General features: G+C 69.6%; 25 protein-coding genes and 1 tRNA gene. 14 read left to right on the plus strand and 12 right to left on the minus strand.

The window, feature by feature from the left end:
* Nucleotides 1-15 precede the first annotated feature (15 nt).
* Both COA17_RS01955 and COA17_RS01960 read left to right on the plus strand, forming a co-directional pair.
* Nucleotides 16-252 (plus strand): hypothetical protein, encoded by a 237-nt coding sequence (locus COA17_RS01955; RefSeq protein ID WP_176484762.1) that lies wholly within the window; start codon nucleotides 16-18, stop codon nucleotides 250-252.
* Nucleotides 253-459: 207 nt separating this feature from the next.
* Entirely contained in the window at nucleotides 460-1,011 is a 552-nt protein-coding gene (locus COA17_RS01960; RefSeq protein WP_066490675.1) for a hypothetical protein, read from the plus strand.
* Here COA17_RS01960 and COA17_RS01965 read toward each other — a convergent pair.
* The 4 genes from COA17_RS01965 to COA17_RS01980 form a co-directional block, all read right to left on the minus strand.
* Nucleotides 992-1,291: a barstar family protein gene (locus COA17_RS01965; RefSeq protein ID WP_245857448.1), complete on the minus strand. Its 300-nt coding sequence runs from the start codon at nucleotides 1,289-1,291 to the stop codon at nucleotides 992-994. The genes COA17_RS01960 and COA17_RS01965 overlap by 20 nt on opposite strands.
* Nucleotides 1,292-1,293: 2 nt before the next feature.
* The gene (locus COA17_RS01970) at nucleotides 1,294-2,022 is read right to left on the minus strand and encodes an extensin-like domain-containing protein (protein ID WP_245857352.1); all 729 of its coding nucleotides are present in this window, start codon (nucleotides 2,020-2,022) and stop codon (nucleotides 1,294-1,296) included.
* Between the two features lie 8 nt (nucleotides 2,023-2,030).
* Nucleotides 2,031-2,840 (minus strand): NUDIX hydrolase, encoded by an 810-nt coding sequence (locus COA17_RS01975; RefSeq protein WP_176484764.1) that lies wholly within the window; start codon nucleotides 2,838-2,840, stop codon nucleotides 2,031-2,033.
* A gap of 144 nt (nucleotides 2,841-2,984) precedes the next feature.
* Nucleotides 2,985-3,060, minus strand: a tRNA-Ala gene (locus COA17_RS01980).
* Between the two features lie 247 nt (nucleotides 3,061-3,307).
* Here COA17_RS01980 and COA17_RS01985 point away from each other — a divergent pair.
* Nucleotides 3,308-4,501: a DUF2171 domain-containing protein gene (locus COA17_RS01985; protein WP_096609855.1), complete on the plus strand. Its 1,194-nt coding sequence runs from the start codon at nucleotides 3,308-3,310 to the stop codon at nucleotides 4,499-4,501.
* A gap of 84 nt (nucleotides 4,502-4,585) precedes the next feature.
* Here COA17_RS01985 and ypfJ read toward each other — a convergent pair whose 3' ends face one another.
* Nucleotides 4,586-5,500, minus strand: a complete 915-nt coding sequence (gene ypfJ / locus COA17_RS01990; protein ID WP_096609857.1) for a KPN_02809 family neutral zinc metallopeptidase — start codon at nucleotides 5,498-5,500, stop codon at nucleotides 4,586-4,588.
* A gap of 121 nt (nucleotides 5,501-5,621) precedes the next feature.
* On the opposite strand from ypfJ, the gene COA17_RS01995 reads away from it, so the two are divergent.
* Complete coding sequence (locus tag COA17_RS01995; RefSeq protein ID WP_096609859.1) at nucleotides 5,622-6,407, plus strand: 3-hydroxybutyrate dehydrogenase; 786 nt, start codon at nucleotides 5,622-5,624, stop codon at nucleotides 6,405-6,407.
* Nucleotides 6,404-7,111, plus strand: a complete 708-nt coding sequence (locus COA17_RS02000) for a DUF4893 domain-containing protein (protein WP_245857353.1) — start codon at nucleotides 6,404-6,406, stop codon at nucleotides 7,109-7,111. The genes COA17_RS01995 and COA17_RS02000 overlap by 4 nt, the downstream gene beginning before the upstream one ends.
* Here COA17_RS02000 and COA17_RS02005 read toward each other — a convergent pair.
* The gene (locus COA17_RS02005) at nucleotides 7,054-7,761 is read right to left on the minus strand and encodes a hypothetical protein (RefSeq protein WP_096609861.1); all 708 of its coding nucleotides are present in this window, start codon (nucleotides 7,759-7,761) and stop codon (nucleotides 7,054-7,056) included. The genes COA17_RS02000 and COA17_RS02005 overlap by 58 nt on opposite strands.
* Nucleotides 7,758-8,720, minus strand: a complete 963-nt coding sequence (locus tag COA17_RS02010; RefSeq protein WP_096609863.1) for a cation diffusion facilitator family transporter — start codon at nucleotides 8,718-8,720, stop codon at nucleotides 7,758-7,760. Before COA17_RS02010 ends, COA17_RS02005 begins: the two co-directional genes overlap by 4 nt.
* A gap of 142 nt (nucleotides 8,721-8,862) precedes the next feature.
* On the opposite strand from COA17_RS02010, the gene COA17_RS02015 reads away from it, so the two are divergent.
* Nucleotides 8,863-9,546, plus strand: coding sequence for a DUF2490 domain-containing protein (locus COA17_RS02015; protein WP_066484324.1), 684 nt, complete (start codon nucleotides 8,863-8,865; stop codon nucleotides 9,544-9,546).
* Between the two features lie 9 nt (nucleotides 9,547-9,555).
* Here the strand turns inward: COA17_RS02015 and COA17_RS02020 are convergent, their stop codons facing one another.
* Genes COA17_RS02020 through COA17_RS02030 form a run of 3 tightly spaced genes read right to left on the minus strand, consistent with a single transcriptional unit; the run spans nucleotide 9,556 to nucleotide 11,017 of the window.
* On the minus strand, nucleotides 9,556-10,521 hold the full coding sequence (locus COA17_RS02020) for an aldo/keto reductase (RefSeq protein ID WP_066484317.1): 966 nt from the start codon (nucleotides 10,519-10,521) through the stop codon (nucleotides 9,556-9,558).
* Nucleotides 10,518-10,718, minus strand: a complete 201-nt coding sequence (locus COA17_RS02025; RefSeq protein WP_066484323.1) for a hypothetical protein — start codon at nucleotides 10,716-10,718, stop codon at nucleotides 10,518-10,520. The genes COA17_RS02020 and COA17_RS02025 overlap by 4 nt, the downstream gene beginning before the upstream one ends.
* Nucleotides 10,718-11,017 (minus strand): hypothetical protein, encoded by a 300-nt coding sequence (locus COA17_RS02030; protein WP_066484316.1) that lies wholly within the window; start codon nucleotides 11,015-11,017, stop codon nucleotides 10,718-10,720. The genes COA17_RS02025 and COA17_RS02030 overlap by 1 nt, the downstream gene beginning before the upstream one ends.
* Before the next feature lie 129 nt (nucleotides 11,018-11,146).
* Between COA17_RS02030 and COA17_RS02035 the strand changes: the two genes are divergently transcribed.
* The 4 genes from COA17_RS02035 (at nucleotide 11,147) to metH (ending at nucleotide 16,882) form a co-directional block, all read left to right on the plus strand.
* The gene (locus COA17_RS02035; RefSeq protein WP_066484315.1) at nucleotides 11,147-12,097 is read left to right on the plus strand and encodes an ArsR/SmtB family transcription factor; all 951 of its coding nucleotides are present in this window, start codon (nucleotides 11,147-11,149) and stop codon (nucleotides 12,095-12,097) included.
* Nucleotides 12,094-13,038: a methylenetetrahydrofolate reductase [NAD(P)H] gene (metF, locus tag COA17_RS02040; protein WP_066484314.1), complete on the plus strand. Its 945-nt coding sequence runs from the start codon at nucleotides 12,094-12,096 to the stop codon at nucleotides 13,036-13,038. Before COA17_RS02035 ends, metF begins: the two co-directional genes overlap by 4 nt.
* A 12-nt stretch (nucleotides 13,039-13,050) precedes the next feature.
* Nucleotides 13,051-14,112, plus strand: coding sequence for a homocysteine S-methyltransferase family protein (locus tag COA17_RS02045; RefSeq protein ID WP_096609865.1), 1,062 nt, complete (start codon nucleotides 13,051-13,053; stop codon nucleotides 14,110-14,112).
* Between the two features lie 97 nt (nucleotides 14,113-14,209).
* The gene (metH, locus tag COA17_RS02050) at nucleotides 14,210-16,882 is read left to right on the plus strand and encodes a methionine synthase (protein WP_096609867.1); all 2,673 of its coding nucleotides are present in this window, start codon (nucleotides 14,210-14,212) and stop codon (nucleotides 16,880-16,882) included.
* A 309-nt stretch (nucleotides 16,883-17,191) separates the two neighbouring features.
* On the opposite strand, the gene COA17_RS02055 is transcribed toward metH, so the two are convergent.
* Nucleotides 17,192-18,085: a LysR family transcriptional regulator gene (locus COA17_RS02055; RefSeq protein ID WP_066484310.1), complete on the minus strand. Its 894-nt coding sequence runs from the start codon at nucleotides 18,083-18,085 to the stop codon at nucleotides 17,192-17,194.
* A gap of 96 nt (nucleotides 18,086-18,181) precedes the next feature.
* Between COA17_RS02055 and COA17_RS02060 the strand changes: the two genes are divergently transcribed.
* A complete protein-coding gene (locus COA17_RS02060; RefSeq protein ID WP_096609869.1) occupies nucleotides 18,182-18,511 on the plus strand; it encodes a nuclear transport factor 2 family protein in 330 nt (109 codons plus the stop codon).
* Nucleotides 18,508-19,296, plus strand: coding sequence for an SDR family oxidoreductase (locus tag COA17_RS02065; protein ID WP_096609871.1), 789 nt, complete (start codon nucleotides 18,508-18,510; stop codon nucleotides 19,294-19,296). Before COA17_RS02060 ends, COA17_RS02065 begins: the two co-directional genes overlap by 4 nt.
* Nucleotides 19,297-19,344: 48 nt before the next feature.
* Here the strand turns inward: COA17_RS02065 and trmB are convergent, their stop codons facing one another.
* Complete coding sequence (gene trmB, locus COA17_RS02070; RefSeq protein ID WP_096609873.1) at nucleotides 19,345-20,025, minus strand: tRNA (guanine(46)-N(7))-methyltransferase TrmB; 681 nt, start codon at nucleotides 20,023-20,025, stop codon at nucleotides 19,345-19,347.
* A gap of 66 nt (nucleotides 20,026-20,091) precedes the next feature.
* On the opposite strand from trmB, the gene COA17_RS02075 reads away from it, so the two are divergent.
* Complete coding sequence (locus tag COA17_RS02075; RefSeq protein ID WP_096609875.1) at nucleotides 20,092-20,904, plus strand: formate/nitrite transporter family protein; 813 nt, start codon at nucleotides 20,092-20,094, stop codon at nucleotides 20,902-20,904.
* Entirely contained in the window at nucleotides 20,904-21,548 is a 645-nt protein-coding gene (locus COA17_RS02080) for a phosphatase PAP2 family protein (RefSeq protein ID WP_096609877.1), read from the plus strand. Before COA17_RS02075 ends, COA17_RS02080 begins: the two co-directional genes overlap by 1 nt.
* Nucleotides 21,549-21,555 lie beyond the last annotated feature (7 nt).

Consider the following 21,555-nt stretch of genomic DNA (forward strand, 5'->3'; position numbering starts at 1 on the left):
ATGGAGAAGGAAGCCATGAGCGCGAACACGCCAATGGAGGGGCAGGGAATCGACGAACGCGCGATCGACAGCCTGTCGGTCGCCCCGGGCGATGCCGGGCAGGATGCCGGCCAGGATGCCCTGGACGAGGCACTCGACGAATCGATGGACGCCTCCGATCCGCCGGCGGTGACCCAGCCGGGCCGCGACGCACCCGCGCCGTCGTCCGGGTTCGACGCGGCGGAGGAGGCCGAGCGCCAGCGCGACGCCTGATCCGGCCCACGCCGGGCGATTGCCGACCCTGCACGGGCCGGGGGTGACCGCTGCGTCACGCCCGGCCTCGCTTCGTCGCATCCATGTTGCGGTGCGGCACATCTCGTGTTCGATTGTGACGGCCGAAAGTCGGAGGCGTTAAGGCTGGTGTTAACCAGTCGGGCGCATCCTGCCGACGGTTCGATCACTGGTGGGGCGGGGTTGACGATGGCAAAGAGGATGAAGCCGGCCGAAGGCGCGATGACGCTGGCAGAGATGAAGGAATTCGCGGGGTTCGCGGCGGCGACGCAGCGGTACGTGCGCCGCAGCCTGGACGTCGGGCTGGACCGCGACGATGCGATGATCCGCTGGTCGCGCGACGTGGTGGAGGCCGCGAGCATCCGCGCACAGGCACAGCATTACCGGCGCCTGCCCGCGATCCGCGCGCTGGTGCCCGACGACAGCGGACTGGAAAGCGCCGAGCAGATGATGGCGCCGCTGATCACGCTGACCGCGTTCGACCTGGGGCAGGGGCGGCTGACCAGTTTTTCGGCGTATCGCTTCCTGTACGAACGGCTTGTCGGGGCGCAGGTGCGTCCGTGGCTGCCCGCGGCGTTCTGCGCCGCGTCGGCGATGCCGCACCTCCACCCGGAACTGCGGCGGACGTTGCTCCAGTCGATCAGCGAGGCCGCGGCGACCGCATCGGGCTGGTCCTCGCGCGAGCCGGCGTTCTTCCCTTACTGGGTCGAAAAGGTCGACGTCACCGCGCTGCCGCACTGAGCGGCGCGACGAACCGCAGGGCGACCGCCGCGCCGTCGCGCGCGGCGTCGTCGAACACCGCGCGTATGCGCGTCAGATAGGCGACGAGCGCGGCAGGCAGCCGTGCCGCGCCGGCGATCTCCACCGCCAGCGGCGGGCGCACGCTATTCTCCCCGGCGACCAGCCCGTCGTACAGCGCATCGAGGTTCGCGCCGTGCCAGCCGGGCGCGCCCAGTCCCGCCAGCAGATCGCGCCACAGGTCGTCGCGATCGTGCCAGCCGCGCGCGTCGAGGCGAATCACGCTCAACGGCACGCGCGCCACCCCATGGTGCCGCGCTGCGCCTGGTCGAGGTGGAAGTGATCGCGGTGCGCGGCGTTGTAATCGGGTGACAGGACGGTCGCGAACAGATCGCACGCGCCGTCGCGCACCTCGCGCAGGAAGGCGGCTTTCGCCGGCGCGCCGTTCCAGTCGCCGGCCAGCGTGATGCGCGTGCCGTCGGACAGGCGGAAGCCGGCGATGTCGATCGCATTGGCGGTGGAATGCTCGCTCCACGATCCGGCGTCGCGGCCGTACATGCGGCGGCACGAATAGCTGCCGAAATGGTCGATGCGCGTGACGCGGGCGCCGAAATGGCGCTGCGCGGCGGGCGCGACGACATGCCATTCCCACAGCGCCAGCGCCGCCGCCACCGGGCAGGCGACCCCCGGCACCGGCGCGGCGAACGGGATCGCGCCGGCCCCGCCACGCTCCAGCCGCACCGCATCGTCGTAGCCGCAGCTGCCCGCTCCCGTGGGCCGCAGCGCGGGCAGTGCGGTGAAGCGCACACCCGCATCCGTCAGCAGCGCGCGGCAGCGCGGCGCGTCGTCGCCCAGCGCGGTCAGCTTGCGCCCCGTGAACAGCCCGACCGGCTGCGCGAGGTCCAGCCGCGTCCAGGGCAGATCCTGCGGCCGGCCGCGCGCCTGCGCCCAGATCAACAGCGCCGCGACCGCGACCAGCGCGAGTGCGGCAGTGATGGCGATGACGCGGCGCACCGCGCGGATCAGCCGCGCATGGCGTCGCTCAGCCGCTCGGACGTGACGGGATAGCCCAGATCGTCGGGAATACAGAGGTGCGGCTCCCCATCGCGCGTTTCGTGCCAGGGCGTCACCACCCGCACCGGCGTGGCGCGCGCATGCGCGGCCGCGTCCTCGAAACTGTCGAACTGCGCCAGCCGCTCAAGGTTGCGGCGGGTGGGAAAGATCACCGCCAGCCGCCCGGCATCGGCATCGTCCAGCACGGACCGCGCGCTGGCCCACACCAGCCGGACGTTCTCGGTCGCATCGACGCTGGCGCACGGCGCGTCGGCGGGCAGGCCGGCGAGGAAGAACAGGGTGTCGAAGATGCGCATGTTGCGATGCGCCGGGCGCCAACGCGCGAAGGGCACCAGCTGATCGAGATCGAGCCGCACGCCGGCATCGGCCAGCACCTCACCGAAGGAGGTGCCGGCGTGGAGCGCGGCGCGCATCCGTGCCAGCGCGTCGGGGGCGGGTGGCGGCGACAGGCCGATCGGGATGCCCGCCTCCTCGATCGTTTCGCGGATCGCGGCGATCCGCGCCGCGCCGTCCTCCCCCGCGCCGATCACCTCGGCCAGCAGGTGGTCGCCCGGATCGACGCGCCCGCCGGGAAACACCATCGCCCCGGCGGCAAAGGCCATCGCCTTCGCGCGTTCCACCATCAGCAGTTCGGGCGGGCCGCCATCGGCGGCCTCGCGGAAGATGACCAGGGTGGCCGCCGGGATGGCGGGGGGCAGATCGTCGTCGCCGCCATCGGGATCGACCAGATGCTCCGCGCGAAAGCTGCGATCGATCATCGGCCCGTCTCCCATCCTTCCAGCCGGCAGGCGGCGTGAGCGCCCGTCCGATACGCGGCATCATCGGGCGCGATGCGGCGCAGGGCAACCGCCGATCGCGCGGAAGGGGCCAAGAAAACGGCGTGAACGTGAAAGGGGGCGGGGTGGTGGAGCCGAGGGGAATCGAACCCCTGACCTCTGCAGTGCGATTGCAGCGCTCTCCCATCTGAGCTACGGCCCCGCCCGGGAGCCCGGCATCGCCGGGAGCGCCGCCCTTAGCGAGCCTTTTCGGGCGATGCAACACACCTTTCGCGGTGCGCGCGCATTTACCGCCCGGTCCCGCCCCGACCGGACGAGCGCGGCATGCGACCAGCGCCCGTTGCGCGCCCGCAACGAGAGGAACGAAAGCGGTCCCCGATCCCTTCTGCCAGCATCCCCGCGACGCCGCCGGTGGCGCGCGGGGGCGATCTGACGACGAGGAGGATGCCATGGGCTACGAACGCTATCCGCGCGGCGACGACGACGGTCGACGCGACACGCAGGATTACGGGCGCGATTACGGATCCGGTCGCGATTACAGCTATTCGAGCGCGCGCGAGTATCGTGCGGCCGGGATGATCGGGCGCGACGAACGCGGCGGGGTGCGCGGGCAGCGCGACGATTACGGGGCCCGCGAATATGGAAACGCCGGCTACGGCCGTGGCGGGAACGAGCATAACGATCGCGGTTACGGCCAGTCGCGTTATGGTCAGTCGGGCTATGGCCAGTCGGACGATGATCGTGGCGGCTACGGCCGGTCGGGCTATGGCCAGTCGCGGGGCGACCGCGGGAACGACTATCACGGCAGTTACGCGCATGACGGTCGCCGGTTCGAGGATGTCGGCGAACGCCGCCATTGGGACGATGACAATTACCGCGATCGTGACCGCCAGCGCGGCGGGGCCAGCTATGGCCGCCAGCCGCAGGGCTACGACTATGACGACCGCGGTTTCCTGGCGCGTGCCGGGGACGAGGTGCGGTCGTGGTTCGGCGACGAGGAGGCGGAACGCCGCCGCGAGATGGATGGCCGCTACGACGAGCGTTATTACAACCAGCAGGATCGCCAGGACCGCGACGGCGATTATCATTCGTGGCGTTCGGGCCAGATCGCGTCGTTCGACCGCGATTACGACGAATATCGCCGCGAGAACCGCACCAAGTTCGAGAACGAATTCTCGGCCTGGCGATCGCAGCGGCAGACGCAGCGCGACGCGCTGGATCGCGTCAAGGAACATGACGAGGTGCTGGGATCGGACGGCAGCCATGTCGGTACCGTCGACAAGGTGCGCGGCGACCGCATCCTGCTGACCAAGAACGATGCTGATGCCGGCGGGCAGCATCATTCGATCCCGTCGCGGTGGATCGACCGCGCCGAGGACGGCAAGGTAACGCTGTCGAAGACCGCCGACGAGGCCAAGCAGCACTGGCGCACCGAAGAGAAGAACCAGGCGATGTTCGGCTATGGCGACCGCGGCGGGCAGGGCGCCGATCAGGATCGCCAGCGGATGGGCGCGTCCAGCTACGCCGCCGGTGGCCAGACCGGCACCGCGCCTAGCGATGACACGACCGGCACCGGCACGTCGGCCGGCACCGGCACGTCGGGCGGCACCAACCTCAACCGCAGCTTTTCCGGCACCTACTGACCCGAAACCCGGCGGATGCACAGAAGGCCCGGGCGGCGACGCCCGGGCCTTTTTCGTGGACGCCGGAAAGGGCGGGGGTGCGGGTCACACTGCGCCGCTGAACGTGTCGCAGGCCGCCGGATCGCCGCTTTCCATGCCCCGCCGCAGCCATTCCTGCCGCTGTGCCGAGGTGCCGTGGGTGAAGCTGTCGGGAACGACGCGGCCCTGCGCCTCGCGCTGGAGCGTGTCGTCGCCGATCGCCTGCGCCGCGCGCATCCCTTCCTCCACGTCGCCCGGCTCCAGCCGGTTGCGGTTGGCGGCGGCCCAGACGCCGGCATAGCAATCCGCCTGCAATTCCAGCCGCACCGACAAAGCGTTGCCCTCACGCTCGCTCGCCTGGCGCTGCGCCTGCTGCACGCGTTCCGAAGTGCCGGTCAGATTCTGGATGTGATGGCCGAATTCGTGCGCGATCACATAATATTGCGCGAAATCGCCCGGCGCCTTGAACCGGTTGGTCAGTTCGTTGAAGAAATCGGTGTCGAGGTAGATGCCCTGATCGGTCGGGCAATAGAACGGCCCCATCGCCGACATCGCCGCGCCGCACCCCGAACGGCCGCCCTGTTCGCCGAAGAACACCAGCTTGGGCGCGACGAACCGCTCGCCCGATTTGGCGAAGATCGCCTCCCACGTATCCTGCGCCGAGGAGAAGGCGTTGCAGGCCGCACGCGCGGCCTGGGTGTCGCATTTCTGCGCCAGCGTCTCCCCGCCGCCGCCGTTGGTGCGCGATACCGGCGTCGACGGGGCGAAGCTGTCGCCGCCGCCCACCAGCCCGCCAAGGTTGCCCAGCCCGCCGAACACCGCAAGCAGCAGCAGCGCGACGACGATCCCGCCGCAGCCGAAGCGGCTGCCGATTATCGGCAACAGCCCCAGCAGCAGCCCGCCGCCGCCGCCCAACCCGCCGCCGGCGCCGCCGCGCTGATCCTCGACGTTGATGTCGTTGTCGTAATCGTCGAGGCGCATGGGATCATCCTTCGGCTGGATCGTTTCCGTCGCGGCATGAATGCGTCCGGGCGGTGCCGGGTTGCAAGCGCCGCCTGTCGCCCGTTAGGGCTGGGCGATCGGATCGGGAGAGACCAAGGCCATGTTCCTGAAGGGCAAGAGCGCGATCGTCACGGGTTCCACGTCGGGCATCGGCCTGGCCATCGCGCGCGCGCTGGCGGCGGAGGGCGCGGCGGTGATGCTGAACGGCTTCGGCGAGGCGGATGCGATCGAGGCGATCCGTGGCGAATTGTCGGTGGCGAGCGGCGCGGACGCGCTGCACGACGGTGCCGACATGACGAAGCCCGATGAGATCACGGCGATGGTCGATCGCGCGCACGCCGCCTGGGGCGGCCCGGACATCGTCGTCAACAACGCCGGCATCCAGTATGTGTCGGGGATCGCCGATTTCCCGCCGGAGAAATGGGACGCAATCCTGGCGATCAACCTGACCAGCGCGTTCCACATGATGCGCGCGGCGGTGCCGCACATGCGCGCGCGCGGCTGGGGCCGGATCGTGTCGACCGCATCGGCGCACAGCCTGGTCGCCAGCCCCAACAAGTCCGCTTATGTCGCGGCCAAGCACGGACTGGTCGGGCTGACCAAGACCGTCGCGCTGGAAACCGCGACCGACGGGATCACCGTCAACTGCATCTCCCCGGGCTATGTCTGGACGCCGCTGGTCGAAAGCCAGATTCCGGACACGATGAAGGCGCGCGGCATGACGCGCGAGCAGGTGATGAACGACGTGCTGCTGGCGGCGCAGCCGACCAAGGAATTCGTCACCCCCGAACAGATCGCCGCTTTCGCACTGTTCCTGTGCCGTGAGGAAGCGAAGGCGATCACCGGTGCCAACCTGTCCGCCGATGGTGGCTGGACCGCGGCATGATGCGGCGTCACGCCGCGGCGATGCTGGCGATGACCGCGACGGGACTGGGACCGGGGCTGGCGCTGGGCGGATGCGCGGGCAAGGCGCGCGGCGGGGCGGCGACGACGCCTGCCCCATCCGCGACGGCGGAGGCGGAGACGTTCGGCGCGGCCGACTGGCGCCGCGTCGCCACCCCCGCCGACCGCGAGCGGATGCGGCGATGGCGCGATGCGTGGGTCGCGGGGCTGGCGGCGGTGCCGCGCACTACCGCGCGCGAGGTGGCGGCGCAGGGGGTGTTGTTCGATCCCGACGCCGCGCTGCCCGGTGCGGTGCCGCCGGCGGGTGACTATCGCTGCCGGGTGTTCAAGCTGGGGCGGCGCGGCGGCGCGGGCGCGGGCAGCGCCGGGCCGGGCTATGTCGCCTACGCCTGGTTCGCGTGCCGGGTCGGTGCGGCGCGCGCCGACGGCACCATGCCGCTGGTCAAGCTGACCGGATCGCAGCGGTATGTCGGCACGCTCTATCCCCAGGACGGGCGACGCGCCGCGTTCCTGGGGACGCTGGTGCTGGGCGACGAGGTGCGGACGATCGACTATGGCCGGTCGGCGGAGCGGGACATCGCGGGCTGGGTCGACCGCGTCGGCACCGCGCGATGGCGGCTGGCGATGCCCTATCCCGCGTTCGAATCGGTGCTGGACGTGATGGAACTGGTCCCCGCCGGGGGCTGAGCATCGTCGTTGGCGGGGCCTGCGGGCTTCTTGCCGGCCATCGTACCCGGCGTCGCTTCCGGCGCGTCGACGGGCAGCGCGGCGTCGAGCGGCGGGTGCGCGGCGAACCATTGCGTGCCCGTCTGTTCGACCGGTTCGACCGCGCCTGGATTGGCCGCGGCGACCGCGCGCAGGAAGCTGCTGGGCTTCTTCATCAATTTCGGGAAATCGACCGTTGTCAGCCCCGACCGGCGCGCCGCCTCGCGAACGAACGTGACGCAGTTGCGGCGGTTGAGGTTGTAGGTGGCGTCGCCGGTCTTTTCGTCCCATTCGCGGATCAGGTCGAGGATCGCGGCATATTGCGCATCGCTGAGCGTGCGGCTGAACCGCGCGTGGCTGCCCTCCATATAACCGCGCTTGGGGCGTTCGACGCGGCCCTTCACATTGCCGAACAGCAGCGCAGGGGTGACCGATCTGGCGGTGAAGCCGTAACTGGCGTCGACCGGCACGCCGCCCGCGTCGGGCGTGCCGCGCAGCGTGAAGAAGGCGTGCGGGAAGTAATTGCCGAAATCCCGACTCCAGAAGGTGATCGTCACCGCCGCCTGCGCGGGCAGCGCCGACACCAGCAGCAGCAGCGCGGCGATCCCGCGTGCCAGCAGCCGCATGGTCATGCCGCCGGGCCCGGAACCGCGACCACCGTGGCATCCTCGCGCCGTTCGGGGCGGATGTAGATCGACGACAGCCGCGGTTCCGCGGCGCGCAGCCGGTCCTCCAGATCCTCGATCATCCGTTCCCCTTCGCCCATCGTCAGATTGTCGTCGAAGTCGGCGCTGATCGCAACGAAGATGCTGTCGGGCGCGGTGTGGATGGTGCGGACGTGGTTGACGGCGACCACGCCGGGATGCGCCGCGACGACGCCGGCGACGCGCGCGATCACCTGCGGGTCGGCGCGCTCGCCGATCAGCAGCCCCTTCGATTCGCGTGCCAGGATGATCGCGACCAGCGCCAGGATCAGCCCGATCGCGATCGAGGCGGCGCCGTCGATGCGCGGATCGTTCCAGGCGTGGCTGGCCCACACGCCGACGCCGGCGATCAGCAGCCCGGCGAGCGCGGCCGAATCCTCGAACAGGACGATGAAGCCGGCCGGATCCTTCGATTCGCGAATCGCGCGCCACCACGGCATGTCGCCCTTCGCCGCCGCGAATTCGCGCGCGGCGAGCGTCCACGACGTCCCTTCCAGCGCGACCGCGACGCCGAGCACGATATAGTTGATAAGCGGATCGACCAGCGGTTCGGGCGCGCGGATATGCTTCCACCCTTCGTAGATCGACACCCCCGCACCGACCGCGAAGATCAGGATCGCGACGACGAACGCCCAGAAATACAGCTCGCGCCCATAGCCGAAGGGATGCGCCGCGTCGGGCGGGCGCTTGGCGCGCTTCTGTCCGTACAGCAGCAGAATCTGGTTGCCGCTGTCGACCAGCGAGTGGACCCCCTCCGTCAGCATCGACGACGAACCGGAGATGCCCGCCGCGACGAACTTGGCGACCGCGATGCCCAGATTGGCGGCAAGCGCGCCGTACAGGACGATATCCTGCCGGATACGGGCGGCGAGCGTGGCCAGCGTCATTCTCCCTCGGATGATCGCGGCGCGACGGCTGGCGCCACGGGCAAGACGCCGGACGCTCGCCGCCGTTCCGTCTTGCCGCGGCGGATGATGATTATGTGACAAACGGATGACAATGCCGTGACGGCCGGGCATGGCAGGCGCGATGACACGCTTCGTTCCGATCGCGCTGGTGCTGGCCGGCCTGTTCGCCGCGCCGCCCGCCGCCGCGCAGGTGACGCATGATGCCGGAGCGTGGGCCAACCTCACCGTACAGGGCGCCAGCGCGCGGCCGGTGGCATGGTTCGTGGAGCTGCAGCCGCGGATTCAGGATGATCTGGGGCGGGTGGACCAGGTGATCGCGCGCGGCGCGCTGGGCCGGACGGTGGCGCGCGGGCTGACCTTGTACCAGGGCTATGCGCATGTCGCGATGCCCGTGCGCGGCGGGCGCGACCTGAACGAGGAGCGGTTGTTCCAGCAGGTGAGCTGGGTGATATCCGGCCTGCGGCGCGGCGAGCTGTCCTCGCGCTTCCGGCTGGAGCAACGCTGGCGTTCCGACGGGAACGATATGCAGCTTCGCGCCCGTGAGATGGTGCGGTTCGAATATCCGCTGGGGCGCGACGACGGCATCCGCGCGCTGACGTCGATGGAGGGGTTTGTGGTGCTCAACAGCGTCGACTGGCGCGGGCGTTCGGGGTTTGACCAGCTGCGCACGTTCGTCGGCGCGGAAATCCCGGTCGGCGGCACGTCCACGGTCGAGGCCGGCTATATGAACCAGATCATCGACCAGCCCGGCGGCGCCGCGCGGGTCAACCACAATCTGTCGCTGGCGCTGTTCTGGCGGCTGTAGCCGGGCGGCTCAGACGCCCGCGTCGGTCAGCCGCGCGAGCTGTTCGTCGCCAAGCGTCAGCGTCATCGCGCCCATCAGTTCCTCCAGCTGCGCGACCGAGGTGGCGCTGGCGATCGGCGCGGTGACGCCGGGCTGTGCGGTGAGCCACGCCAGCGCGACCTGTGCCAGCGTCGCGCCGCTTTCCTGCGCCACCGCATCCATCGCGGCGAGCACCGCGGCGCCCTTGCCCTCCAGCAGGTCGGCCAAGCGACCGCCGCGCACGCTCTTGCCCAGATCGTCGCGCGACCGGTACTTGCCGGTCAGGAAGCCGGAGGCGAGGCCGTAATAAGGAACGACCCCGATATTCTCGACCACGCAATAATCCTGCAACTCGCCCTCGAACTTGTGGCGGCTGACCAGATTATATTCGGGCTGTAGCACCTGATAATGGGGCAGCCCGGCGGCGCGCGCGGTCTCGACCGCGCTTTTCAGCCGCGCGGCGTGGAAATTGGACGCGCCCAGCACGCGCACCTTGCCCGCGGCGACCAGCGTGGCGAACGCCTCGGCGACCGCGTCCTGCGGCTGCGCGTCGTCGTCCTGATGCGCGAAATACAGGTCGATGCGATCGGTGCCGAGCCGGCGCAGCGAGGCGTCGCAGGCCGCGACGATGCGCGCGGGCGCCAGTTTCTCGCCGCCGTCACCCGGCAGCATCCCCACCTTGGTGGCGATCAGCACCTTGTCGCGCTTCCCGCCGGCCTTCAGCCATTCGCCGATCACCGTTTCGGATTCGCCGCCCGAATGGCCGGGAACCCACGCCGAATAGACGTCGGCGGTGTCGATCATCGTCCCGCCGCCATCGACGAAGGCGTCGAGGACCGCGAAGCTGGTCGCGCGATCGGCGGTCCAGCCGAACACATTGCCGCCCAGCACCAGCGGCGCGATGCGCAGGTCGGAGGCGCCCAGTCGACGATGCGGGATCGCGGCGGTATCGGTCATGGCTGCTGCTGGTTTCCGTCGGTGGACACATCCTCCAGCGCGACACTGTTGGCATCGAGCATGGCGGCGGCATCGTTGAGCTGGCGATCGTCGTCGGCGGTCAGGCCGGGAGTCGGATCGCCGCCGCCCGAACAGGCGGCGGCGAGCAAAGCGAGCGGCGCCGCGGCCAGCAACAGGACGGGGCGCCGCGATCGCATCACTTCTTTTCGTCGCGCAGTTCGTTGCCGGCGCGGACCATCGCATTGCCCGTGGCGTCGGCGGCATCGTCGCCGGCGTTACGCATCTTCTCGCCCGCGCGGTCGAGCGAGTTTTCCGCCTTGTTCAGCGCGTCGTCGGTCGCGGCATCGACATTGTCGACCGCGTTGCGCGTCGTCGCGCTGGTGTCCGCGGCGATCGCGTTGGCGGCCTCCGCCGATTCATTCTGCGCCTTCTGGCTGCAGGCGGCCAGCGACAGCGCGGTGGCGGCGGCAAGGGCGATGGTGAACTCACGCTTCATCAGGTGTCCCCTCAAAGGTCGTTACGCCGGCTTAACTGCCGGAGCGGGATGGCGAACGCCAGAGCGACGGCAAAAGGTCCGTGCCGTTCTCGTTTGACGTCATATAAAGATATCTTTATATCTCGTCGCATGAAACGCGCGCTCGATATCTTCCGTGCCGTCGCCGACGAGACGCGGCTGCGGATCGTCGCGCTGCTGGGCACGATGGAATTGTCGGTCGGCGAACTGGCACAGGTGCTGGGGCAAAGCCAGCCGCGCGTGTCGCGGCATGTGAAGATCCTGTGCGATGCCGGCATCGCCGAACGGCGCAAGGAAGGCAGCTGGGTGTTCGTCGCACTGGGCGACCCGCAGCTGGTGGCGCCGGTGATGGCCGCGCTGGAGGCGTTCGACGTCGCGCCGTCGGTGGAGGCGGACGTCGCCCGGCTGGCCGCGGTGCGCGAGGATCGCGCGGCGGCGGCGGCGGCATGGTTCGAGGCCAAGGCGGGTGAATGGGACGCGATCCGCTCGCTTCACATCGCCGAGGAACAGGTCGAGGCAGCGATGCGCGACATCCTGTCCGACGAGCGGCTGGGCCGGCTGGTCGATATTGGCACCGGCACCGGGCGGATGATCGAGCTGTTCGCGCCCGAGGCCGCCCACGCGCTGGGGATCGACAAGAGCAGCGAGATGCTGCGGCTGGCGCGTGCCAAGCTGACGCAGCGCGGGCTGGGCAATGCCGAACTGCGCCAGGCGGACCTGTATGCGCTGCCGCTGGCGGACGCCGCGGCGGACGTGGCGATCCTGCACCATGTCCTGCACTTCGCGCAGCAACCGGGCGCCGCGATCGTCGAGGCGGCGCGCGTGCTGGCGCCGGGCGGGCGGCTCCTGATCGCCGATTTCGCGCCGCACGACCGCGAGGAGCTGCGCGCGCGCGCGTCGCACAGTCGGCTGGGCTTCGCGGATACGCAGATGGCTGCCTGGTTCGCGGCGGCGGGGTTGCGTCTGGCGCGGACCGAGACGCTGGAGGGCGGGGAGCTGACGGTAAAACTGTGGCTGGGGCGCAAGGCGGCCGAGCCGGTGCGTGAGGTGAGGGCGGCATGACGATTTCGGTGAACCAGCTGGAAGAGGCGCGCCGCGCGCTCGACGCGCCCCTGTACGCCGACGTCGGCGGCGATGTCGACGTCAGCTTCGAATTCTCCCCGCCCAAGACCGACAAGGCGGAGGAGAATCTGTGGCAGTCGATCGAGGCGCTGCGCCCGCTGTCCCCGCGCTTCCTGTCGGTCACCTATGGCGCGGGCGGCTCCACCCGCGACCGCACGCACGCGACGGTGGCGCGGATCGCGCGCGACACCGACGTGCCCGCCGCGGCGCACCTGACCTGCGTCGAGGCGACCCGTGCGGAGATCGACGCGGTCGCCGATGCCTATTGGCAGGCGGGCGTGCGCCATATCGTCGCGCTGCGCGGCGATCCGCCCGCAGGCGCGTCCGACTATGCCCCGCATCCCGGCGGCTATGAGAATGCCGCCGCGCTGGTCGCCGGGCTGCAGCGGCTGCATCCGTTCGAGATTTCGGTGGCGGGCTATCCTGAATGCCACCCCAGCTCGACCGATCGCGCCGCCGATCTCGACAATCTGAAGCGAAAGCTGGACGCGGGCGCGACGCGCGCGATCACGCAATTCTTCTTCGAACCCGAAACCTTCTTCCGCTATCGCGACGCGGCGGCGGCGGCGGGGATCGATGCGGAGATCGTGCCGGGGATCATGCCGATCGGCAGCTTCGCGGGGGTGATGCGCATGGCGGCGATGTGCAACACTGCCGTCCCCGGCTGGCTGGGGCGGTTGTTCGAGGGGCTGGACGATCACCCCGGCGCGCGCCAGCTGGTCGCGGCGACGGTGGCGGCCGAATTGTGCCGAAAGCTGTATGCCGGCGGGGTCCGCCAGCTGCACTTCTATACGATGAACAAGGCCGAGCTGAGCTACGCCATCTGCCACCTGCTGGGGGTGCGGGCGGCGCCGGTGCAGGCGACGGCCGCAGCGGCGTGACGGAGTAGAGAGATGACCATCCGCGACACGTTCAACGCCGAGGCGGCGAAGCGCATCCTCATCACCGATGGCGCCTTCGGCACCGAGATCCAGAACTGGAAGCTGTCGGAGGCCGATTATGCCGGCACGCTGACGCTGGGCCACGACCAGAAGGGCAACAACGATATCCTGGCGCTGACCAAGCCGGAGGTGCCCGAGGCGATCCACCGCGCCTATTTCGAGGCGGGAGCGGATATCGCGGAAACCAACACCTTCTCCGCCAACCGCATCAGCCAGGCCGATTACGGCGCCGAAGGGCTGGTGCGCGAGATCAACGTGGAGAGCGCGAAGCTCGCGCGTCGCATCGCCGACGAATATCAGGCGAAGGACGCCGAAAAAGGGATCTTGCGTCCCCGCTTCGTCGCGGGCGCGATCGGCCCGACCAACAAGACGCTGTCGCTGTCGCCAGACGTCAACGATCCCGGCTATCGCGAGATCGACTTCGATTACCTGAAAGACGTGTACCGCGAGCAGATCGACGCGCTGGTCGAGGGCGGCGCGGACTTCGTGCTGATCGAGACGGTGTTCGACACGCTCAATGCCAAGGCAGGGATCATGGCCGCGATCGAGGCGGGCGAGGCGCTGGGCCGCGACCTGCCGATCATGCTGTCGATGACGCTTACCGACCTGTCCGGCCGCAACCTGTCGGGGCATACGGTGGAGGCGTTCTGGCACGCGGTGCGCCATGCGAAGCCGCTGACGATCGGGCTGAACTGTTCGTTCGGGGCCGAGCAGCTGCGCCCGCACGTCAAGACGCTGTCGGAACTCTGCGACACGCTCATCATGGTCTATCCCAACGCCGGGCTGCCCAACGAACTGGGCGCCTATGACGAGGCGCCCGCGACGACCGCCGGGCTGGTCGGCGAATGGGCGTTCGCGGGGCAGGTCAACGTGCTGGGCGGGTGCTGCGGATCGACGCCCGCGCATATCAAAGCGATCGCGGACCATGTGCGCGGGATGACGCCGCGCAAGGTGGCGGTGCCCCCGGTGCGCACGCGGCTGGCCGGGCTGGAGCCGTTCACGATGGCGGCGTAAGCCGTCGCCCCTGCGTAGGCAGGGGCCTCCCAGTTACTATAGCGCACCCGTGCGGCACGAGATCCCGGCCTTCGCCGGGATGACGAGGTTTCCCCGAATGACCACCACCTCCACCCAGTTCGTCAATATCGGCGAGCGCACGAACGTCACCGGCTCCGCGGCGTTCAAGAAGATGATCCTCGCGGGCGATTACAATCGCGCGATCGAGGTCGCGCGCCAGCAGGTGGAGAATGGCGCGCAGGTGGTCGACGTCAACATGGACGAGGGGCTGCTCGACGCGCACCACGCCATGACGACCTTCCTGAAGCTGATCGCCGCCGAACCGGATATCGCGCGCGTGCCGATCATGATCGATTCGTCCAAGTGGGACGTGATCGAGGCGGGGCTGAAGTGCGTGTCGGGCAAGCCGATCGTCAATTCGATCAGCATGAAGGAGGGTGAGGAACAGTTCCTCGCGCACGCGCGCAAGTGCATGAACTATGGCGCGGCGGTCGTCGTGATGGCGTTCGACGAGGTCGGGCAGGCCGACACCAAGGAGCGCAAGGTCGAGATCTGCGATCGCGCCTACAAGCTGCTGACCGGCATCGGCTTTCCGCCCGAGGATATCATCTTCGATCCCAACGTCTTCGCGGTGGCGACCGGGATCGAGGAGCACAATAACTACGGCGTCGACTTCATCGAGGCGTGCCGCGAGATCAAGGCGCGGTGCCCGCACGTCCATATCTCCGGCGGGCTGTCGAACCTCTCGTTCAGCTTCCGCGGCAACGAGCCGGTGCGCCGCGCGATGCATTCGGTGTTCCTGTACCACGCCATCCCCGCCGGCATGGACATGGCGATCGTCAACGCCGGGCAGCTCGACGTCTATGATCAGATCGACCCGGAGCTGCGCCAGGCGTGCGAGGACGTCATCCTCAACCGCGATCCCGAGGCGGGCGACCGGCTGGTCGCGCTAGCGGAGCGGTTTCGCGGCACCGACGCGGCGGCGGAGAAGCAGGCCGCCGAGTGGCGCTCGCTGGAGGTGACCAAGCGGCTCGAATATGCGCTGGTCAAGGGCATCGACGCGCATGTCGTCGAGGATACCGAGGAATGCCGCCAGATGTACGCCCGCCCGATCGAGGTGATCGAAGGGCCGCTGATGGACGGGATGAACGTCGTGGGCGACCTGTTCGGGTCGGGCAAGATGTTCCTGCCGCAGGTGGTGAAGTCGGCGCGGGTCATGAAGAAGGCGGTCGCGCACCTGATGCCGTTCATCGAGGCCGCCAAGGAACCCGGCGCGAAGGGCAAGGGCAAGGTCGTGATGGCGACCGTCAAGGGCGACGTCCACGATATCGGCAAGAACATCGTCGGCGTCGTGCTCCAGTGCAACGGCTTCGAGGTGATCGACCTGGGCGTGATGGTGCCGTGGTCGAAGATCCTGGAGGCGGCGAACGAGAATGACGCCGACATGATCGGCCTGTCGGGCCTCATCACCCCGTCGCTGGACGAAATGGTGACGGTCGCCGAGGAGATGCAGCGCGCGCAGATGCAGATGCCGCTGCTGATCGGCGGCGCGACCACGTCGAAGGTCCATACCGCGCTGCGCATCGCGCCCGCCTATACCGGGCCGGTCGTCCATGTGCTGGACGCCAGCCGCGCGGTCGGGGTGGCGACGACGCTGGTCAGCGACACGATCCGCGACGATTATGTCGCGGGCGTCGCCAGGGATTACCAGGCGGTGCGCGATGCGCGCGAGGGCAAGGGGCAGAATGCGCTGCTGCCGCTGGACGAAGCGCGCCGCCGCGGCTTCCCCGCCGACATGGCGCTGAAGGCGCCCGCGCCGAAGCGGCCCGGCCTGCATGTGTTCGACGACTGGGATCTGGCGCAGCTGCGCGAGTATATCGACTGGACGCCGTTCTTCCGCGCGTGGGAACTGGCGGGCAATTTCCCCGCGATCCTGTCCGATGCGGTGGTCGGCGAGAGTGCGTCGTCGCTCTATGCCGACGCGCAAGGAATGCTGGACCGCATCGTCGCGGAGAAGTGGCTGACCGCGCGCGGCGTCGCCGGGCTGTGGCCGTGCCATCGCCATGACGACGATATCTGGGTCCACGACCGCCACAGCGCCGATCACCGCTCGCCCGACGGCGGCGCGGTGCCGGAGGTATTCAACGTCCCCGATCTGGACCGCACCAACGAACATTCGACGCGCCTGCCGTTTCTGCGCCAGCAGATCGCCAAGCGCGAGGGGCGGGCGAACATGTGCCTGGCCGATTTCGTCGACCCGGCGGGCGACTGGATCGGCGGCTTCGCGGTCGGCATCCACGGCATCGAGCCGCACTTGGAACGCTATCGCGCCGACAATGACGATTACAACGACATCCTGCTGAAGGCGCTGGCCGATCGTCTGGCGGAAGCGTTCGCGGAGGCGCTGCACGCGCATGTCCGCACGACATTATGGGGCTATGCCCCCGACGAGCAGCTGACCAACGAGGCGCTGATCCGCGAGCAATATCGCGGCATCCGCCCGGCGCCGGGCTATCCGGCGTGCCCCGAGCATTCGCTGAAGGGGCGGCTGTTCGAGATGCTGGACGCGCAGCGGAACGCCGGACTGGAACTGACCGAGAGTTTCGCGATGCTGCCTACCGCGGCGGTCAGCGGATTCTATTTCGGGCATGCGCAGGCCGAATATTTCGGCGTCGCGCGCATCGGGGAGGACCAGCTGGCGGACTATGCGCAGCGGCTGGGCGTCGATCGCGAACGCGCGACGCGGCTGCTGCGCCCGAACCTGGACTGATCGCGCCTCAGCGCGCGATGAGCATCGCCGTTTCCACCGCCGCCGCGACCGCACACCAGCTGGCGAGCGTCAGCGCCGCCATGATGCCGATACGTTGCAGGGGCGTGTAGAGCCGGATCATCATCCTCGTCCTTCTAACGACCCGGTCGCATGATGCCGGGATGACGCGAAGGATTGCAGAAAGATGACAAGCGGAAAAGCCAGCGCCCCTGTCCCATGTCGAGACAAATTCGCGTCGCGGTGATCGGGCGGCTCGATCAGCGACGCCGCCGCGCGCGCGCTCCGATCGACGCGACACCGCCACGCCTGCTATCCCGCTGATTGGCGGGCCATTTCGATCAGCGCCCTGAACGCGGCCGATGGATTCCGGCGGGTGGGGTAATAAAGGCACAGCGGGTCGCGCGGCGGCGTCCAGTCTTCCAGTACCCGGACGAGGCGACCCGCACGGATGTCGTCGCGGACGTCCGCTTCCATGAAATAGCCGAGCCCGACATGATCGAGGACGGCGATGCGCGACAGGCTCGATTCGTCCAGCGTGATCGGCCCGGTGACGTCGATCGCCACCGACTCCCCATCCTTTTCGAACTGCCAGCGATGCAGCGCGCCGTTGGGCAGCCGGATGCGAAGGCACGCGTGACGGAGAAGGTCCGGCGGCGTGCGGGGCGTGCCATTGGCCGCGAGATAGGCGGGCGACGCGACCACCGCGAAGCTGCGCGGCGGCCCGACGGGAATGGCGATCATGTCGGTCGGCACCAGGTTCGCGGCGCGCAGGCCGAGGTCGAAGCCTTCGGCAACGATGTCCACGATCCGCCCCTCGGTGACGAGATCGATATGGACCTGCGGATAGCGGCGCAGGAAGCGCAGCAGCAGCGGCGCCAGTATCTCGCGGCCCCCCGACGCGAAGGCGTTGATCCGCAACGTCCCCGATGGCGTTTCCTGCTGCGACCGGGCGGCCCCCATCGCGTCGTGCAGCGTGCGCACGGCCGGGCCGACCTGTTCGACGAAATTCCGCCCGGCGTCGGTCAGCGACACGCTGCGCGTCGTGCGGTTGAACAGCCGCACCCCTAGCTGCCCTTCCAGCTTGGCGATGGCATTGCTGAGCGCGGTGGTGGACAGCCCCAGTTCCAGCGCCGCGGCGCGAAACGATCCGCATCGCGCGATCGCCAGAACGGCATCGAACTCTAGCAGGCCGTGCTTCGACATTGTCCCGCCTTTCGCAACGGCACATGCCGATTTGACCCGATTATCGCAAGCAGCGCGCGGCGTTAGATCGGCGGCGTCATCGCAAGGAGCACGGCCATGTCGATAAAACTGCCCACACCCATCGCCGATTATGTCGCCGCCAATGCGCGGCTCGACGCCGACGCCATGCTGAGGCCGTTCGCGGCCGATGCGGTGTTCGTGGACAACGGGAAGCGTTTCGAGGGCAGTGAGCAGATTCGGGCGCTGTTCGAACGCGAGGTGATCGCCGTGAAGGCGGTCTTCGCGCCCGACGCGATCCGCCACGAAGCCGGGCGGGTCGTGGTCGAGGGCCCCGCGCACGGCGACTTCCCCGGCAGCCCGCTGCGCTTCACCTACCGCTTCACGCTCGACGGCGATGCGATCGCGGCACTGGAGGTCACGATATGACGAGCCGGGTCGATCCCACCGAATTCGCGGACAAGCGCGTCGTCGTCAGCGGCGGGACCAAGGGGCTGGGGCGCGCGACCGTCGACCGGTTTCTCGCCGGCGGCGCGCGGGTCATGACCGCCGCGCGCAGAGCGGCGGCGGCGAGCGAGGGGGTCGAGTTTGTTGCGGCCGATCTGACGACCGCCGACGGCAGCCGGACGCTGGCGGACGCCGCGCTCGACAGGCTGGGCGGCGTCGACATCCTGGCGCATGTGATCGGCGGATCGTCCGCGCCGGCGGGCGGGTTCGCCGCGCTCACCGACGAACACTGGCTGGCGGAACTCAACCTCAATCTGCTCGCGACCGTGCGGCTCGATCGCCTGCTGCTGCCGACGATGATCGCGCAGGGCGCGGGCGCGGTGGTGCACGTCACCTCGATCCAGTCGGTGCTGCCGCTGCCGGAATCGACCACCGCCTATGCCGCGGCCAAGGCCGCGCTGCGGACCTACAGCAAGGCGCTGTCAAGGGAACTGGGCCCGCGGAGCGTGCGCGTCAATACCGTTTCCCCCGGGTGGATCATGACCGAATCGGCCACCGGCTTCCTGGAGCGGTTGCAGGCGGCGAACGGCGGGACCATCGAGGACGCGCGTCGGTCGGTGCTCGATGCGCTGGGCGGCATTCCGATCGGGCGCGGGGCCGAACCGCATGAGGTCGCCGACCTGATCGCCTATCTTGCCGCGGATCGCGCCGCGGCGATCCATGGCGCCGAGTTCGTCATCGACGGCGGCACGATCCGCACCGTGTGACGATGGCCGCGGCCACCGGACGCGCGGCGATCGGCCGATGCGAGCGGGTCAGATCCGCCGATAGCGGAAGTACCAGACCTCATGCCCCTGCCGCCGCGCCTTGCGTTCGTAGCGGGTTTCCGGCCAGTCGGCGGGGCGGGTCAGGAAGTCGGCGGGGGTGGCGGCGGTCCACACGAAGTCGCGGCGCTGGTTCATCACCATCATCGACCAGCGGCAATAGGTGGGATCGTCGGTGCCCAGCCGGAATTCCGCGCCTGGTTTCAGCTTGGCGGCGATCAGGTCGAGCGGGCCGTGGTTCATCATCCGCCGCTTGGCATGGCGCGCCTTGGGCCAGGGGTCGGGGTGGAGCAGGTAGACGCGGTCGAGCGAGGCGTCGGGCAGCCGCTCCACCACCTCCAGCGCGTCGCCCATATGGATGCGGACATTGTCCAGCGCGCCGTCGCGCACATGGCCCAGCGCGCCGACGACGCCGTTCAGGAACGGTTCGCACCCGATGAAGCCGGTGCCGGGCGCGGCGGCGGCCTGACCGGCGAGATGCTCGCCCGCGCCGAAGCCGATTTCGACGTGGAGCGGGCGCGCGTCGCCGAACAGCCGCTCGGCGGTCAGCGGGCCGTCGTCGGGAACCGCGATGCGCGGCAGCAGCTCCTCGACCAGCGCGGCCTGCCCGGCGCGCAACGCATGGCCCTGACGCCGGCCGTACAGGCGGCGGATCGTGATCGGATCGTTCATGCAGCGCCCCCTAACGCGGTCAGGCCCGAAACGGAACGCCGCGCGCGGCCGCCCGTTCGGCACGCGATGGAAAGCGATACACCCGCCGCCGATGTCGACGAACTGAAGGCGGCGGACGCGCGCGACGTCCACCGCGCCGTGCGCGAGGAGGGCGAGGAACAGCTGGTGCGCCCGGCCGCGTCGCTGCTGTGGTCGGCGTTCGCGGCCGGCTTCGCGATCAACGCCTCGCTGCTGGCGGAAGGGTCGTTGCACGTGGCGGTGCCCGATGGCGCGGCCAAGACGCTGCTGGTGACATTGGGCTATCCGATCGGCTTCGTGATCGTGATCCTGGGGCGGATGCAGTTCTTTACCGAAAGCACGGTGACCGCGATGCTGCCGCTGATGGCGCGCCCGTCGCTGCGAGCGCTGCGCCGGACGGTGCGGCTGTGGGCGCTGGTGCTGATCGCCAATCTGGCGGGCACGGCGACCGCGACGCTGGCGCTGTCGCAGGCTGGGCTGGTCGATGCGGGCCTGCGCGATGCGATGGTGGCGGTATCGACCCGGGTGCTGGCGCATGACGGCTGGGCGACGTTCCTGACCGCGATCCCGGCGGGCTTCCTGATCGCGAGCGTCGCATGGGTGCTGCCGAACGCACGCGAACAGGCGTTCTTCGTGATCTATGCGATCACCTTCACCGTGGGCGTGGCCGGGTTGAGCCATTCGGTGGTCGGGTCGGCGGAGGCGTTCCTGTTGCTGTGGGACGGGCAGGTCGGCGTCGCCCGCGCACTGGGATTGCTGATTGCGCCGGCGGTGGCGGGTAATCTGGTGGGCGGCGCGGGGCTGTTCGCGCTGCTGGCGCACGGGCAGGTGCGCGGCGAGATGATGGAAGGCAGGCAGTGATGGGCGGCAAGGCGAAGAAGAAGGCGCAGCGGCTGGCGACGGCGGAGCATCGCGCGGAGCGGCCGTTGCTGGCACTGGCGAGCACGCCGTTGATCCGCATGCTGTCGCCCGCGGCCAAGGCGGCGGACGAGCCGCAGCTGCTGGCGCTGGGCATCGGCACTTTCGCGCTGGGCACGGTGCTGCGCCGGCACACGATGGCGCGCAGCGGGGCGCGGATGGTGGCCAGCCACCTGCTCGCCACCGGCATCAAGACCGCGCTGAAGGCGGGGGTCGATCGCGCCCGCCCGACCGCCGCGGCAAAGGGCGGCGCCACGCTGCGCAAGGGGCATGGCACCGCCGATACGGCGCGCAACGCCTTTCCCTCCGGCCATGCCGCCGGGGCGGTGGCGGTGGCGCAGGCCGCCGCGCACGAGGCGCCCGGCGTCGCTACCCCCGCGCGGCTGGCGGCGGGGGCGGCGGGTGCGTTGCAGGTGACGCGCGGCGCGCATTATCTGACCGACGTCGCCGCGGGCGCGGCGATCGGATGGCTGTCGGAACGGTTGGCCGGCTGGGCGGTCGGCACTGCCGAACGCTATGTCGCGCAACGAGCGGCGCGTGCCGACGACGCTGGCGCGCTGGCGGAGGTGGAGGCGCACCCCAGTTGAGGCGGCC

This window comes from Sphingomonas ginsenosidimutans, assembly GCF_002374835.1.
Lineage (GTDB): Bacteria > Pseudomonadota > Alphaproteobacteria > Sphingomonadales > Sphingomonadaceae > Sphingomonas > Sphingomonas ginsenosidimutans.